The organism is Selenomonas sputigena, assembly GCF_026015965.1.
Classification (GTDB): Bacteria; Bacillota; Negativicutes; order Selenomonadales; family Selenomonadaceae; genus Selenomonas.
The window spans coordinates 1,103,126-1,118,863 of sequence record NZ_CP110383.1 but is presented as its reverse complement, the minus strand read 5'-3'; the positions used below and the strand labels follow the sequence as shown (position 1 = coordinate 1,118,863).

General features: G+C 59.6%; 7 protein-coding genes. 5 read left to right on the top strand and 2 right to left on the bottom strand.

The features are described 5' to 3' along the window. Positions 1–13 precede the first annotated feature (13 nt). The 3 genes from OL236_RS05475 to rpoC all read left to right on the top strand — a co-directional run bounded on the left by OL236_RS05475 (position 14) and on the right by rpoC (position 8,618). Positions 14–451 (top strand): UPF0158 family protein, encoded by a 438-nt coding sequence (locus OL236_RS05475; RefSeq protein ID WP_265071628.1) that lies wholly within the window; start codon positions 14–16, stop codon positions 449–451. 329 nt (positions 452–780) lie between these two features. After that, positions 781–4,518 carry a DNA-directed RNA polymerase subunit beta gene (gene rpoB / locus OL236_RS05470; RefSeq protein ID WP_265071627.1) on the top strand — a complete coding sequence of 1,246 codons (3,738 nt, stop codon included), beginning with the start codon at positions 781–783 and terminating at the stop codon, positions 4,516–4,518. A gap of 44 nt (positions 4,519–4,562) precedes the next feature. Beyond that, positions 4,563–8,618 (top strand): DNA-directed RNA polymerase subunit beta', encoded by a 4,056-nt coding sequence (rpoC, locus tag OL236_RS05465; RefSeq protein WP_232208240.1) that lies wholly within the window; start codon positions 4,563–4,565, stop codon positions 8,616–8,618. 73 nt (positions 8,619–8,691) lie between these two features. Here the strand turns inward: rpoC and OL236_RS05460 are convergent, their stop codons facing one another. Then, positions 8,692–9,930 (bottom strand): aspartate aminotransferase family protein, encoded by a 1,239-nt coding sequence (locus tag OL236_RS05460; RefSeq protein WP_265071792.1) that lies wholly within the window; start codon positions 9,928–9,930, stop codon positions 8,692–8,694. A gap of 113 nt (positions 9,931–10,043) precedes the next feature. Further along, positions 10,044–11,993, bottom strand: coding sequence for a peptidase U32 family protein (locus OL236_RS05455; protein WP_265071626.1), 1,950 nt, complete (start codon positions 11,991–11,993; stop codon positions 10,044–10,046). A gap of 258 nt (positions 11,994–12,251) precedes the next feature. Here OL236_RS05455 and pheS point away from each other — a divergent pair, with 258 nt between their 5' ends. Both pheS and pheT read left to right on the top strand, forming a co-directional pair. Beyond that, positions 12,252–13,280 carry a phenylalanine--tRNA ligase subunit alpha gene (gene pheS / locus OL236_RS05450; RefSeq protein WP_265071625.1) on the top strand — a complete coding sequence of 343 codons (1,029 nt, stop codon included), beginning with the start codon at positions 12,252–12,254 and terminating at the stop codon, positions 13,278–13,280. Between the two features lie 17 nt (positions 13,281–13,297). After that, positions 13,298–15,730, top strand: a complete 2,433-nt coding sequence (gene pheT / locus OL236_RS05445) for a phenylalanine--tRNA ligase subunit beta (protein WP_265071624.1) — start codon at positions 13,298–13,300, stop codon at positions 15,728–15,730. The last annotated feature ends 8 nt before the right edge of the window (positions 15,731–15,738 follow it).

Sequence of the window (15,738 nt, the reverse complement as noted above, 5' to 3'; positions counted from 1 at the left end):
GGGAGGGAGATTGTTGGAAATCTCTTTGCAGGAGCTGGCCGCTGCACTGGAAAAGACAGATGTATTGCAGGGCTATGCCGATACGCGTGATGGGCGCATCATCTTGATGGGAGAAGACGAATCCGACGCGCGAGCCGAAGCGACGTCTCGGGAGGAAGTGCGCATGGAACGGCTGCTTTCCATTGAGGAGGATTGGCAGCGCTATGTGCCGCTGCCCGACATCTACGATGCAGAGATTCGCTCCATCATGCAGACTTTTGCAGAAAAGGTGCCTCAGGAGGCGCGTGTTGCCCTTGAGGAAACCCTGCGCGGCGCTTCTGCCCGGCTGCGCTTTCGACGTGCGGTGCAGAGCCTTTCCTTGGCGGCAGCCTGGCAGGCACATCTTTCGTCGAGTCTTCTCGCGCTTGCGCGTGATTGGTGCGAGGAGAATGCGATCGCCTATCGTGAATAAATCTGTGAAAAATTTTCTTAAGGGAGAAAAGACCCATTGAATATTGGATAATCCCATGCTAGAATCACTTATTACAGCGTGTATGTTATTCCAACTATGCGCATTTGCGCGTTTAACGCATTGTTGGACGCATGAGAACTGAATAAACGTAAAGGAATCGCTGCATTTATCAGCGCTTCCCGAATGATAGCGAGCAAGATGGGAGAGAGCGGACAAGGTATCAAGCGACAGTTTTATGCCTTGTCTTTTTTTGGCTTTCCTGTCCTTCGTTGTCTTTTTTGCGTGCTTTTGGTTATAGACCGATATTTGGCTAAGGGGTGAGGGATTTAATGTTTAGTCCTGTGCCGGTGGGCAAGAGAAACAGGTATACCTATGCAAGGATCAAGGAAGTCATGGATATGCCGCATCTTTTGGATATTCAGAGGAACTCCTACGAATGGTTCTTGAAGGAGGGCCTGCGGGAGATCTTCCAGGATATTTCACCGATTCAAGATTTTACTGGAAATCTTGTGCTGTCCTTTGAAGACTTCTCGCTCGGCGAGCCGAAGTACGAGCTTGATGAGTGCAAGGAGAGGGACGTTACGCTCGCAGCGCCGCTGCGCGTCAACGTGCGCCTGATCAATCGCGAGACGGGCGAAATCAAGGAACAGGAAGTGTTCATGGGTGATTTTCCGCTCATGACTGATACAGGAACCTTCATCATCAACGGCGCGGAGCGTGTCATCGTCAGCCAGCTCGTGCGTTCGCCGGGCGCTTACTACGGTGAGACGATCGACACCACGGGCAAGAAGCTCTATAACGCGACGATCATTCCGAACCGCGGCGCGTGGATTGAGCTGGAAACGGATGCGAACGACGTCATTTCCGTACGCATCGACCGCACGAGGAAACTGCCCGTGACCATCCTTGTGCGTGCGCTCGGCTACAGCTCCAACAGTGCGATCGCCGAGCTGTTCAACTACGATGAGCGCATCCAGGCAACGCTGGAGCGCGACGGCGCAAGCTCCAAGGAGGAGGCTCTCGTCGAGATCTACAAGCGTCTGCGCCCCGGCGAGCCGCCGACGGTCGACAATGCGCAGCAGCTCCTCGACAGCCTTTTCTTCGATCCCAAGCGCTACGATCTCGCGATGGTCGGTCGCTACAAGCTGACGAAGAAGCTGGGCTGGAAGCGCCGCATTCTCGGCAGGGTGCTCGCGCAGCCCATCGTGGACAAGGATACGGGCGAGGTCGTCGTGCCGGCTGACGTCGCCGTCGACGAGGCGATGCTTGAAAACATCACAGCGGAGCAGGAGGATGCGCTTTTCGGCGAGGATAAGCCCGCCGTCTTTTTTGTGCGCACGCAGACGGGCGACGGCAAGAGCATGAAGGTTTTGTGCTCGCGCACGCTTCCTTACAATCATCGCACGATCACGTGCAACGACGTCATGGCGTCCATCAACTATCTGCTGAACCTCATGGACGGCGTCGGTACGACGGACGACATCGATCATCTGGGCAATCGCCGCGTGCGCTCCGTCGGCGAACTTTTGCAGAACCAGTTCCGCATCGGCCTTTCGCGCATGGAGCGCGTGGTCAAGGAACGCATGACGATCCAGGATGTCGACGTCATCACGCCGCAGGCGCTCATCAACATTCGTCCTGTCGTCGCGGCAATCAAGGAGTTCTTTGGCTCGTCTCAGCTCTCGCAGTTCATGGATCAGCACAATCCGCTGTCGGAACTTACGCACAAGCGCCGCCTCTCAGCGCTCGGCCCCGGCGGTCTCTCGCGCGAGCGCGCAGGCTTCGAGGTGCGAGACGTCCACAACTCCCACTATGGACGCATGTGCCCGATCGAGACGCCGGAAGGTCCGAACATTGGCCTCATTGGTTCGCTGTCGAACTACGCGCGCGTCAACCAGTTCGGCTTCATGGAGACGCCGTACCGCAAGGTGGACAAGGCGGCGCACCGCGTGACGGACGATGTGCGCTACCTGACGGCAGACGAGGAGAACAAGATCGTCATCGCGCAGGCGAACGAACCGCTCGACGAAAACGGCTGGTTTGTCAACGAGCGCGTCACGGCGCGTTACAATGAGGAGACGGTTCTCGTGGCGCGCGATCGCGTCGACTACATGGACGTTTCACCGAAGCAGGTCGTCTCCATCGCCACGGCGATGATTCCGTTCCTCGAAAACGACGATGCGAACCGCGCCCTAATGGGAGCGAACATGCAGCGTCAGGCCGTGCCGCTTCTGCGCACGCAGGCGCCTCTCGTCGGCACGGGCATGGAGTACAAGGCGGCGTGCGACTCGGGCGTCATGATTCTCGCGAAGCGTGCGGGCGTCATCGAGAAGGTCACGGCCGATCAGATTCAGGTGCGCACGCACGAGGGCGATCTCGACATTTACAAACTTCAGAAGTACCAGCGCTCGAACCAGGGCACATGCATCAACCAGGTGCCGATTGTCCATAAGGGCGAGGAGGTCTTCGAGAAGCAGCCGATCGCCGACGGTCCTGCGACGGATCACGGCGAGCTTGCGCTCGGTTACAATATCATCGTCGCTTACATGCCGTGGGAAGGTTACAACTACGAGGATGCCATACTCCTTTCGGAGAACCTTGTAAAGCGCGACCTCTACACATCCATCCACATCGAGGAATACGAATGCGATGCGCGCGATACAAAGCTCGGTTCGGAAGAGATCACGCGCGACATCCCGAACGTTTCGGGCGATGCACTGAAGGATCTCGATGAAAACGGCGTCATTTCCATCGGCGCCGACGTGCTGCCGGGCGACATCCTCGTCGGCAAGGTCACGCCGAAGGGCGAGACGGAGCTGACGGCGGAAGAACGCCTGCTGCGGGCCATATTCGGCGAAAAGGCGCGCGAGGTGCGCGACACATCGCTTCGCGTGCCGCACGGCGAAGCGGGAAAGATCGTCGACGTCAAGTCGTTCAGCCGTGAGAACAACGACGAGCTGCCGCCGGGCGTCAATCATCTCGTGCGCGTCTACATCGCGCAGAAGCGCAAGATCTCGGTCGGTGACAAGATGTCCGGCCGTCACGGCAACAAGGGCGTCGTCTCGCGCATCATGCGTCAGGAGGACATGCCATTCCTGCCGGACGGCACGCCGGTCGATATCGTGCTCAACCCGTTGGGCGTGCCTTCACGCATGAACATCGGACAGATCCTGGAAACGCATCTGGGCATGGCGGTGCGCGCCCTCGGCATGCAGATCAAGGCGGGTGACCCGACGGTGGGCGAGCGCCTGCGCTCGATCGGCTACGATGTCGAGACGCATGGCGTGCCGAAGCCGGACGTCGCGGGCATCCACATCGCGACGCCCGTCTTCGACGGCGCGGGTGACGCCGAAGTGTTCGGCACGATTCGCGCCGCAGGACTGCCCGAGGATGGCAAGACAATCCTCTACGACGGACGCACGGGAGAGCCGTTTGAAAATCGTGTGACGGTTGGCTGCGTTTACATGCTCAAGCTCCATCATCTCGTCGACGACAAGATTCATGCGCGTTCGACGGGGCCGTACTCGCTCGTCACGCAGCAGCCACTGGGCGGCAAGGCGCAGTTCGGTGGCCAGCGCTTCGGTGAGATGGAGGTCTGGGCGCTTGAGGCCTACGGCGCGGCGTACACCCTGCAGGAAATCCTCACGGTGAAGTCCGACGACGTCGTCGGACGCGTCAAGACGTACGAGGCCATCGTCAAGGGCGAGAATATCCCGGAACCTGGCGTGCCCGAATCGTTCAAGGTGCTCATCAAGGAACTGCAGAGCATTGGCCTTGACATCAAGGTACTCACGGAAGACGCACAGGAGATCGTCATCCACGACGATGACGACGATATCAATGCGACGGCGCACGAACTCGACCTCGACGTCGCGGGAGTCGCTGCGCAGAAAGATAAGGAACAGCCGCCTGCGGACGCTGAAGCGGGTGAAGAAACCGAGGAAGAATCCTCCGAGGAGTTGAACGGCGATGAGATCATTGCCGATTTCAGCAGTTTCGAGACTATGGGGGAGATGGATGACATCGCGGACGATGTGATGAGCGATGACGATTTCTCGGATAAGTAGAAGGGAGTGAACCCTCGTTGTTGGATGTAAACGAATTTGACTCGATGCGCATCGGTCTGGCATCGCCGGACAAGATCCGCGAGTGGTCCTATGGTGAGGTCAAGAAGCCGGAGACGATCAACTACCGCACGCTGAAACCCGAGCGCGACGGGCTCTTCTGCGAGCGCATCTTCGGACCGACGCACGATTGGGAATGCCACTGCGGCAAGTACAAGAGGATTCGCTTCAAGGGCGTCGTCTGCGACCGCTGCGGCGTCGAGGTGACGCGCGCCAAAGTGCGTCGCGAGCGCATGGGCCACATTGAGCTTGCTGCTCCTGTTTCCCATATCTGGTACTTCAAGGGCATACCGAGCCGCATGGGACTCATCTTGGACATTTCCCCGCGCGCGTTGGAAAAGGTTCTCTACTTCGCTTCCTACATCGTCCTTGACCCAGGCGATACGCCGCTCATCAAGAAGCAGCTCTTGACGGAGAGCGAATACCGCGATAACCGCGCCAAGTATGGCAGCGCCTTCCGCGTCGGCATGGGTGCTGAGGCCGTGAAGGAGCTTCTTGTGGAGCTCGATCTCGATAAGATGAACGAGGAGCTCAGGAAAGACTTGCGCGAGGTCAGCGGACAGCGCAAGATTCGTGCGATCCGCCGCCTGGAAGTCGTCGAGGCATTCCGCAAGTCGGGCAATCAGCCCTCATGGATGGTGCTCGACGCCGTTCCCGTCATTCCACCTGAGCTTCGCCCCATGGTGCAGCTCGACGGCGGACGCTTTGCAACGAGTGATTTGAACGATCTCTATCGCCGCGTCATCAACCGCAACAACCGCTTGAAGCGTCTCCTCGATCTCGGTGCGCCGGACATCATCGTGCGCAACGAGAAGCGCATGCTGCAGGAAGCCGTCGACGCTTTGATCGACAACGGCCGCCGCGGCCGCCCCGTCACGGGACCGGGCAACCGCCCGCTGAAGTCGCTTTCCGACATGCTCAAGGGCAAGCAGGGACGCTTCCGTCAGAACCTTCTCGGCAAGCGCGTCGACTACTCGGGACGCTCCGTTATTGTCGTCGGCCCTGAGCTAAAGCTCCACCAGTGCGGTTTGCCGAAGGAGATGGCGCTCGAACTCTTCAAGCCTTTCGTCATGAAGCGGCTCGTGAGTTCCGCTCTCGCACAGAACATCAAGAGCGCCAAACACATGGTTGAGCGCGCACGCCCAGAGGTCTGGGATATGCTCGAAGAGGTCATCAAGGAGCATCCTGTCCTCCTGAACCGTGCCCCGACGCTGCATCGTCTCGGCATCCAAGCGTTTGAGCCTGTGCTGACGGAAGGCCGTGCACTGAAGCTCCATCCGCTCGCGTGCACGGCGTACAATGCCGACTTCGACGGCGATCAGATGGCGATTCATCTGCCGCTGTCGGCAGAGGCGCAGGCAGAGGCGCGCATCCTCATGCTCGCCGCGAACCACATCCTTGCGCCGAAGGACGGCAGACCGATCATTGTGCCGACGCAGGACATGGTGCTCGGCTCCTACTATCTGACGATCCTGCGTCCTGGCGCCCTAGGCGAAGGCAAGATCGTCACGGGCATCGAGGAAGCGCTTTTGATGTATCAGCATCAGGAGCTTGCGCTGCAGGCGGAGATCCAGGCGCGCATCGAGGGATACGGCCTTGTCAAGACTTCGCTCGGGCGCATGATCTTCAACGAGATCCTGCCGCAGGAGCTTCGCTATTACCACAAGGATGAAGAGACGGGGCAGTGGTGCCTCGGCATCCGTATGGACAAGAAGCAGCTCGGCAAGCTCGTGGCAAACTGCTTCGACCACTTCGGAGCAGCACGTACGGCCGTCGTCATTGACGACGTCAAGAACCTCGGCTATCACTATGCGTGCCTTGCGGGCATGACGGTCGCGATTTCCGACATCATCGTGCCCGAGAAGAAGCAGGACATCCTCGCGGCGACGAAGAAACAGGTCAACGGCATCGAGCGCCAGTTCAGCCGTGGTTTGATCACGGACGAAGAGCGCTACAACAAGGTCATCGCGCTTTGGACGCAGGCGACGGACGATGTGACGGACGCCATGATGGACAACATGGATGCCTTCAACCCCATCTTCATGATGGCGGATTCGGGCGCGCGCGGCAACAAGCAGCAGATGCGTCAGCTCGCCGGCATGCGCGGCCTCATGGCCGACCCGTCGGGCAAGATCATCGACCTGCCGATCACGGCGAACTTCCGCGAGGGTCTTACGGTTTCCGACTACTTCATCTCCTCGCACGGCGCGAGAAAGGGTCTTGCCGATACGGCTCTTCGTACGGCGGACTCGGGCTACCTCACGCGCCGTCTCGTCGATGTCGCACAGGACGTCATCGTGCGCGAGGACGACTGCGATGTGGAGAGCATCAACTTGCTGCGTGAGCGAGCACGCCTCGCGGAGTCGGCGGCGGACGCCATCGAGATCCTCGATGAGCAGCTCGTCGGCCGCCTGACGGCAGCGGACATCATGAGTCCTGCGACGGATGAACTGCTGCTGCCGAAGGACACGGTGCTGACGGAAGGCGATTTGGAACTTCTTGCCGAGGAAGATGTGCATGAGATTGTCCTGCGCGGCTCTTCCCTGACCTCCGAAGCCATCATCAGCAGCACGATGGTCTCGGAGAAGATTGCCCTTGGCGAGCCGGACGAGGCGCGCCGTGCGGAAATCAAGCACGCTATGATTCACGAAATGCTCGGCAAGGAAACGCGCTATGCCGTCACAGACAGCGAAGGCACGGAGATCGTTCCCGCCGCCGTCGATTTGACGGAAGAGCAGATCGAGGCCATCCTTGCGAGCGACGCCAAGGAGCTCAAGGTGCGCAACAACAATGTGCGCGGCATCGAGGTCGAAGCCATCAAGGAAGGCAACGGCATCATTGAGTCGTTGGAGGATCGCATCACAGGCCGCGTGCTGGCAGAGGACATCTTCAATCCCGAGACGGGCGAGAAGGTCGCTTCGCTCAACGATGCGATCGACGAGGCGCTTGCCAAGAAGATTGCGGCGGTGCGCGAGCGCGTGTCCATCCGCAGTGTCTTGACATGCAAATCGCAGTTCGGCGTCTGCGTCAAATGCTACGGACGCGATCTCGCGAACCAGACGGAGGTCGAGGTCGGTGAGGCTGTCGGCACGATTGCCGCGCAGTCGATCGGCGAGCCGGGCACGCAGCTCACGATGCGCACGTTCCATACAGGCGGTGTCGCGGGTGAAGACATTACGCAGGGTCTGCCGCGCGTTGAAGAACTGTTTGAAGCGAGAAAGCCCAAGCACCATGCGATCATCGCTGAGATCGAAGGAACGGTTGAGATCACGGATACGGGCAAGGGCATGAGAAAGCTCCTGATCGTTCCCGAATCGGGCGAATCGCGCGAGTACGCGATTCCCTACGGTGCACGCCTCGCCCTGCACGACGGCGACCATCTCATGCCGGGCGACCGTCTGACGGAAGGATCGATCAATCCGCACGATATCCTGCGCGTCTGCGGTTTGCGCGATACGCAGCGCTACCTCGTCTACGAGGTGCAGAAGGTCTACAAGTCGCAGGGTGTTGAGATCAACGACAAGCACATCGAAGTCATGGTGCGTCAGATGCTGCACAAGGTGAAGATCGAGGAGGCGGGCACGACGAGTTTCCTGCCCGGCGAATACGTCGACATCAACTCCTTTGAAGCGGCGAATGCCGTCGCCATCGAGGCCGACGGCGAGCCTGCCGTCGCGAAGCCGATTCTCCTCGGCATCACGAAGGCGTCGCTCGCGACGGATTCCTTCCTGTCGGCAGCCTCCTTCCAGGAAACGACGCGCGTTCTCACGGACGCCGCCATCAAGGGCAAGGTCGATCCTTTGATCGGTCTGAAAGAGAATGTCATCATTGGCAAGCTGATTCCTGCAGGAACAGGCATGGGACGCTACCGCAACATTGCGGTTGTCGATCCGAACCCGCCCGCGCCTGAGCCGCCCGAAGGCGACGGCGAGGAAATGGCGGCTGAGTCCGAGGAAACGTTGACGGAAGAGCCGACGCTCAATGCGGAAGAAGCTGTCGAAGAGAAGGAAGACAAAGCGACAGAAGAAAATATCAGCGCTTGAGAGCGATTTTCCTGTAAAAAAATCCCGCGAGTTTTGGCACTCGCGGGATTTTTTATGTGGAAGACTGCTGTTTCTACAACTTGAACTTCACCAACACGTGCTCAAGGGCGTCGAGCACGTCGTTGATATTCTCTTCCGTGATGATGAGCGGCGGCTGGAACGCCATGACGTTTCTGGCGACGCCGTTCTTGCCGACGATGAAGCCGCGATCTTTGAGCTCTTCGAGCACTGTGTCCAGCTCTTCAGGGGCGGGGCGCTTGTCGCTGTGGACGAATTCTGCGCCCGTCATAAGGCCGAGGCCGCGGATGTCGCCGATGATCGGGTGGCGCTTCTGAATTTCGGCGAGTCCCTTGCGCAATTGTTTGCCGCGCGCTTCGGCATTTTCGGCGAGGTGATGCTCCTCGATGTAGTTGAGGACAGCGAGTCCTGCCGTACTCGAAACGGGGTTGCCTCCCAAGGTTGAGGCGCCGGGCTTCGTGTAGCTGTCAGCGACCTTGGCACTCGCGATGAAGGCGGAGATGGGCTGTCCGTTGCCGAGCGCCTTGGCGACGCACATGATGTCGGGCACGACGCCCGCGTGCTCGATGGCGAACATCCTGCCCGTGCGAGCAAATCCCGTCTGTACCTCGTCCGCGATGAAGAGACCGCCGTAGGACGAGATGATTTCTTTGACGCGCTGGAAGTATCCTTCCGGCGGCACGATGATGCCTGCGTTGCCTTGAATGCTTTCGGCGATGAAGGCGGCGGGTTTGCCGCTCGTCGCCGTCCGGATGATCGTCTCGACCTCATCGGCGCAGGCAAGGCCGCATTCGGGATGGGTCTTGCCGAGCGGACAGCGGTAGCAGTACGGGTTCGGTGCGAACTGGATGCCGCCGACGGGGTTCGGATCGGTGCGCCACATGCCGATGCCCGTAAGGCTCATCGTGAGCTTTGTGCGCCCGTGCAGACCGTTTCGGAGTGCGATGAACTCGCTGCTTCCCGTGTGAATGGTCGCGAGCAGCGCAGCGCCCTCCGTCGCTTCCGTGCCCGTCGAGCAGAAGAAGCTCTTCTGCAGGTCGCCGGGCGTGATCTCGGCAAGTTTTTCGGCGAGGTTCACGAAGTTCTCCGTCAAGTAGATGTTGCAGACATGCTGCAATGTTTCGACCTGCTTTGTGACCTTCTCCGTAATCTCGGGATTGCAGTGGCCGCAGTTGATGACGGAAACACCCGCGAAACAGTCGAGATACTTCCTGCCCTCGCTGTCGAAGAGGTACTGCATGGAGCCGCGCACGATTTGGCGCGGCTCACGGTAGAAGTGGCCGAGACAGGGCATGATGTACTTCTTCTTCTTTTCGAGGATGGCTTCAGCGCCGATGTATTCTTTCAAATAATGACCTCCTTAGGGGGAGCGTGGATGAAATGAGTGTTGGATTCATCCGCGCTTTTTTAGATCGAATCCTTCGACTCGCGGAAACGGTAGATGCCGAGACCGAAAGCGCGCGGACTCTTCGCGGCGAGTGCGGCGAGCGCGGATTCATCGAAGGCCTTTTCCCCGCGTGAGAGCGCATCGAGCGCCTCGCGGTACGTTTTCGTGACGAGAGCGACAAGCGCAGGCGCGTAGTCCTGCGCCTCGATGCGGTAGGAGGCGATGCCGTTGAACTTCTCAAGGTACGGATAAAGACACAGATCCTTCGCGAAGTAGAGGTGGTTGCGCCCGAACTGGTCGATGCGGATGGAATGAACCTCGCCCGTCCTGTCGCGCAGTGCATAGCGGCGATCGAGAAATTCGGGATTCTTCAGCGGGTCGTAGCTGCCCAAGGACATCTCGGGCAGATTGTGATCGAGGATCATGGATTCGTAAGAGCCGTGCACAACCGTTTCGATGGGAAGCTCCGAGGCCTCAACGAGGCTTCGAAGCTGCTCGAAGGAAAGCTCGAAGGAGGATGCCGCCATGGCAAGACCGTTTTCCTTGAGGAACTTTGCGGCGAGATGGTTGAAAAGGTTGAACGAGAGATCAGCTTGCACGGGCAGGCTCGTGATCGTCTGGGCGAGGCGCAGGGAGCCGAGGTTGCTGACGAGAATGCCGGCGGGCTGCAGGCGTTCAAGCACTGTGAAGAATTGCTCAAGTTCGCCGCATTCGCGGCGCATCGTCGTGCGCGGTGTATTGACGAAGATCTTTGCGCCCGATTCATTCGCCGTTTCGATGATGGATTCGATGTCCGTGAGCCGCCACGGCTTCTTCGGGCGGAATGCTTCGCCGCCGACGTAGACGGCATCGGCGCCGCTCTCGATGGCGGCGCGTGCGCCTTCGATGTCGCCGACGCGCACCGAGAGACGGCGATGGGGCGCATTCTCGCGTGCGATGGGGCGCTCCGTCTTCAGAATGTCGTCCTGGAAGCCCGGCTCCTTCACGGCCTCGCTGAAGAAGCGAGGTTCGCGCGTGCCGTCAAAGCCGATGTCGCGTGCTGTCGTCGGCCCTAAGGCGAACGTCGTCGTGAAGTCGCGCGCACGGTTGTCGAAGAGGTCGCGCCAGCCCGCTTCGTCGACTTGGTAGCCGAAAGGATCGGCGATGTAGCTGTCAATCGCCTTGCGGTAGGTGCGCACGATGCGGCGGATGAACTCCGCCGGGCGCATGCGTCCCTCGATCTTGAAGGAGTGAACGCCCGCCTGAATGAGCTCGGGGATGTTGCGATACATGCACATGTCCTTCAAAGCGAGCTTGTACGGGCCTTCGCTCTCGGCATCCAAGACCTCGCCCGTCTCCTCGTCGATCAGCTCATACGCCCAGCGGCAGGGCTTCAGACAGCGGCCGCGGTTGCCGCTCTGACCGAAGAGCACGCCCGAATGGATGCACTGGCCGCTCTCGGACATGCACATGTCGCCGTGCATGAAGTATTCGACTTCGAGCCCCGTGCGTTCCTTGAAGAGGCTCAGTTCAGAGAGCGTCATCTCGCGCCCGACAACGATGCGCGTGATGCCGTATTCCTTGAGTTTTTCAATCGCCGCCTCGTTGTGCGTATTCATCATGACCGAGGTGTGCAGCGGGATGTCGATGCCCAGTTCCTTTTTCAGCTCAAGCACGGCGAAGTCCTGCACGAGGATCGCGTCGGGGCGGATCTCCTGCAGGTAGAGCAGATATTCGCGCAGGGCGGGAAGCTCTTCCTCGCTGATGAGATTGTTCAAGGTGATATAGAGCTTGACGCCGTGTTCGTGCGTAAAGTCGACGGCTTTTTTCAGCATCTCGTTGTCGAAATTCGTATCGCCGTGGTGCATGCGCATATTGAAGTGCTTGCCGCCCAGATAGACGGCATCCGCGCCCGCCTCGACAGCCGCGACGAGGGCATCCCAGGTGCCGGCTGGTGCGAGAAGCTCCACGCAATTACGGGTTAATAGCATATTTTTTTCATGCTCCTTTGCTCATGATTTTTCCGTTTAACGTATAGTATACCATATTTCTAGCCTTTCTGGCGAATTTCCGTAAAAGATTTGCCTTTTCTTCCCTTCTGTAATATACTTTTATCAGTATTGCAACAATAGTGAACGGCTGGGCGCGATGCCCCGAAGTGCTTGGGGGCGGCGACACGAACCTTCGCCCCTTGGCGGGGGCGGAGGTTTTTGCTTTGCCGTTTTGCAGCTTGGGAGGTCATTTCATCTATGGAAGGCAAGATAGCGAAGATTCGCGAGGACGCCGTCGCAGCCATCGAAGCGGCGGGCGTGACGCTCGCAGAGCTTGACGGCATCCGCGTCAAGGTGTTCGGCAAGAAGGGCGAGCTGACGGCGATCCAACGCGGCATGGGAAAGCTCGACCCTGCGGAGAGACCGCGTCTCGGGCAGATCGTCAATGAGGCGCGCGCGGCGATTGAAAGCGCGTTGGAGAAGAAGCGTGCGGCGCTTGCCGAAGAGGCGCTTGCCGTGAAGCTTGAAGGTGAGAAGATCGACGTGACGCTTCCCGGGCGGCGCGAGCCTCTGGGGCATCTGCATCCTCTGACGGTCACGATGGAGCGCATCAAGAGCATCTTCATGGCGATGGGCTACAGCGTCGAAGAGGGGCCGGAAATCGAACGTGACCACTACAATTTCGAGGCGCTGAACTTGCCCAAGGATCATCCGGCGCGCGATATGCAGGATTCCTTCTACATCACGGAGGACATTCTCATGCGCACGCATACTTCTCCCGTGCAGGCGCGCACGATGCAGGCGCACGAGCCGAATTCGCCGATCCGCATGATCGCTCCCGGCCGGGTCTATCGCCGCGACGATTACGACGCGACGCATTCGCCGATGTTCACGCAAGTCGAGGGTCTTGTCGTCGACAAGGGCATTCGTTTCTCCGACCTCAAGGGAACGCTCGAAGACTTCCTGCGTCAGATTTTCGATGAAAAGGCTCGCGTGCGCTTTCGTCCGAGCTTCTTCCCATTCACCGAGCCGAGCACGGAGGTTGACATCTCGTGCGTCATGTGTCACGGTGAGGGTTGCCGCGTCTGCAAGGGCACGGGCTGGCTAGAGATCCTCGGTGCGGGTATGGTGCATCCGAACGTCCTCAAGATGAGCGGCTACGATCCCGAGAAGGTCGCGGGCTTCGCCTTCGGCATGGGGGTCGAGCGCATCGCCATGCTTTCCTACGGCATCGACGATCTGCGGCTCTTCTATGACAACGATGTGCGTTTCTTGCATCAGTTCTGAGGGGGAGGAAAAGTTTCATGCAGGTATCGATCGAATGGCTTCATGACTATATAGACTTCAAGGAGACGGCGGAAGAACTCGCCGACAAATACACGATGGCGGGCGTGCCCGTGGAGAATGTCGTGCGTGCGGACAGCGGACTGGACAAGGTCGTCACGGGACGCATCGAAAAGCTTGAACCGAACCCCGACTCCGACCATCTTCTCGTCTGCCAGATGAATGTCGGGCAAAAGGAACTCGTCACGATTCAGACGGGCGCGGACAACGTGCATGAAGGCGATATCGTTCCCGTTGCGCTCGTCGGCGCACATCTGCCAAACGGCTTGAAGATTGCGAAGGGCAAACTGCGCGGCATCGTGTCGAACGGCATGCTTTGCTCCGCCGGCGAGCTGAAGCTCGATGAATCGAATCTGACAGAGGAGCAAAAGGACGGCATCTACATCCTGCCGCCCGATACGCCCGTAGGGATTCCGGCGAGCAAGGTGTTGGGACTCGACGGCGTCGTCCTGGAATTCGAGCTTACGGCGAACCGCGGCGACTGCTTCAGTGTCTTGGGGCTTGTGCGCGAAGCCGCCGTGCTCACGGGAGGCGAGGCGAAGTTCCCTGAGATTCGCGTCGAAGAAGACGCCTCCGTCAAGGCTTCTGACCTCATCGAGATCGGCATAGCGGCGCCCGAGCTTTGCAGTCGCTTTTCCGCGCGCGTCCTGCAGAACGTCAAGATCGCGCCGTCGCCCGCATGGATGGCGAAGCGGCTGGAAGATGCAGGCATCCGCGCCATCAACAATGTCGTCGACGTCACGAACTTCGTCATGTTGGAATTCGGCCAGCCCATGCACGCCTACGATTGGGCGCAGATCGCGGGGAAGAAGCTCACGGCGCGGCTTGCGGCAAAAGGCGAGGAGCTTCATACGCTCGACGATTCCTCACGCCGCGCCAAGGGAACGGAACTCGTCATTGCCGATGCGGAAAAGGCCGCGGGTCTTGCCGGTGTCATGGGCGGTCTGGAATCGGAAGTCACCGACGCGACGCAGACTGTCGTCCTAGAGGCCGCCGCGTTCAACGGTGCGAGCATCCGCCGCACGAGTCGCGCCCTCGGCCTTCGCTCCGAGGCGTCGGGGCGCTTCGAGCGCGGCGTCGACGTCGCGCATACGGTGCGTGCGCTCGATCGTGCAGCGCAGCTCCTGCAGCAGATGGGCGCCTGCACGGTTGCCTCGGGCGTCGTCGACGTATATCCCGCGCCGAAAGAGCCAGTGGAAGTCACGTTCACGGCACAGGCAGTCAATGCGCGTCTCGGCACTGAGATCGAAGGTGCGGAGATGAAGCGCATCCTCGAAAAACTCGGCTTCGCCGTGCGCGAGGAGAGCAGCTCGTACATCGCATGCGTGCCCTCGTGGCGCAGCGATGTGACCTTGATGGAGGACATCTCTGAAGAAGTCGCGCGCATCCACGGCTACGACAAGATTGCCGCGACGCGCCCGCGCGGCGAAGCCGTGCAGGGACGCCAGAGCGAGCGGCTCGCATTCATCGGCCGCATCAAGGAGATTCTCACAGGACTCGGCATGACGGAAACAGTGTCTTTCAGCTTCACGCATCCGAGCATGTTCGACAAGATGCAGGTGCCGCAGGCGAGCGCCCTGCGCCGCGCCGTGCCCATCATGAATCCGCTGACGGACGAATATCCGCTCGTGCGCACGACGCTCCTTTCCAGCCTCTTGGAAAACGCACAGCGCAACTTCTCGCGCAAGAACGAAGATCTGCGCCTCTTCGAGGTCGCGCCGATCTTTGTGCCGAAGGAGCTGCCCGTGACGGAGCAGCCCGAGGAAATCATGAAGCTCGCAGGGCTTCTTGCAGGCAGGCGTCATCCGATCGGCTGGAATCAGGACAATGAAGCCGTCGACTTCTACGACGTCAAGGGCGTCGTGGAAGAACTCCTCGCGCGTCTTTCCATCGCCAATTATACGGTGGAAAGCGGCGAACACTTCGCGCTGCATCCGGGGAAGACGGCATTCTTCAAGAAGGGCAGGGAGGTCATCGCCGTGCTCGGCGAGGTGCATCCCACTGTCCTGAAAGCGCTCGGCATCCACAAGAAGGCATACATCTTCGAGATGGACGTCGAGACCTTGCTCAAGTATCGCGCGAAGAACTTCCGCTATGAGCCGCTGCCGCGTTTCCCCGCGATCTCGCGCGACCTCGCACTGCTCGTCGACGAGCGGACGGACGCGGCGCAACTCGCACGCACCATCGAAAAGAGTGCGGGCAAGTTCTTCAAGGAGCTGCACCTCTTCGACGTTTACACGGGCGAGCAGGTCGCCGAGGGCAAGAAGAGCATGGCATTCAGCGTCGACTTCCAGTCGGCGGACAAGACCTTGAAGGATGAAGAAGCCGACGAAGCCGTAGCGAAGATCTTGGCGGCGCTCCAAAAAGAATGCGGCGCTGAGCTTCGCGCCTGAAGAGACAG

Bases quoted from the DNA above. Each gene is read 5' to 3' on its own strand.
- pheS (WP_265071625.1), top strand. From the start codon at position 12,252: ATGGAAGGCAAGATAGCGAAGATTCGCGAGGACGCCGTCGCAGCCATC.
- rpoB (WP_265071627.1), top strand. From the start codon at position 781: ATGTTTAGTCCTGTGCCGGTGGGCAAGAGAAACAGGTATACCTATGCA.
- rpoC (WP_232208240.1), top strand. From the start codon at position 4,563: ATGCGCATCGGTCTGGCATCGCCGGACAAGATCCGCGAGTGGTCCTAT.
- pheT (WP_265071624.1), top strand. From the start codon at position 13,298: ATGCAGGTATCGATCGAATGGCTTCATGACTATATAGACTTCAAGGAG.
- OL236_RS05455 (WP_265071626.1), bottom strand. From the start codon at position 11,993: ATGCTATTAACCCGTAATTGCGTGGAGCTTCTCGCACCAGCCGGCACC.
- OL236_RS05460 (WP_265071792.1), bottom strand. From the start codon at position 9,930: ATGCCCTGTCTCGGCCACTTCTACCGTGAGCCGCGCCAAATCGTGCGC.